Below are 254 nucleotides of genomic sequence, written 5' to 3' on the forward strand. Positions count from 1 at the left end.
GTCGCGCCTGCTTGTACGCCGCGTAATCAACGGTCTTGGGCGCTGCGCAACCGCCGAGCAAGGCCAGGGCCAGCAAGGCGCCAGTGAGTTTTAACAGGCTCATTTAGCGGCGACTCCAGTCTTGGCGTTTTTCAGCAGGAAGTCCATGTACGAAGCGGACTCGGGGAACAGGGCCTTCTCGGTACGAAACTCCTGCACCATCTGGTCATCCTTACCCATGCTCATATACAGCATGCCCAGGTGCGCGTGGTAGC

1 protein-coding gene is annotated in these 254 nt (G+C 59.1%); it reads right to left on the reverse strand.

Annotation, left to right across the window (positions count from 1 at the left end; translation table 11 throughout):
- Positions 1–99: 99 nt before the first annotated feature.
- Positions 100–254: DUF4810 domain-containing protein (locus SB756_RS32565; RefSeq protein WP_410913574.1), on the reverse strand; the 155-nt coding region annotated here is incomplete at its 5' end.

The organism is Pseudomonas sp. SIMBA_068, from assembly GCF_046534705.1.
GTDB classification, from domain to species: Bacteria; Pseudomonadota; Gammaproteobacteria; order Pseudomonadales; family Pseudomonadaceae; genus Aquipseudomonas; species Aquipseudomonas putida.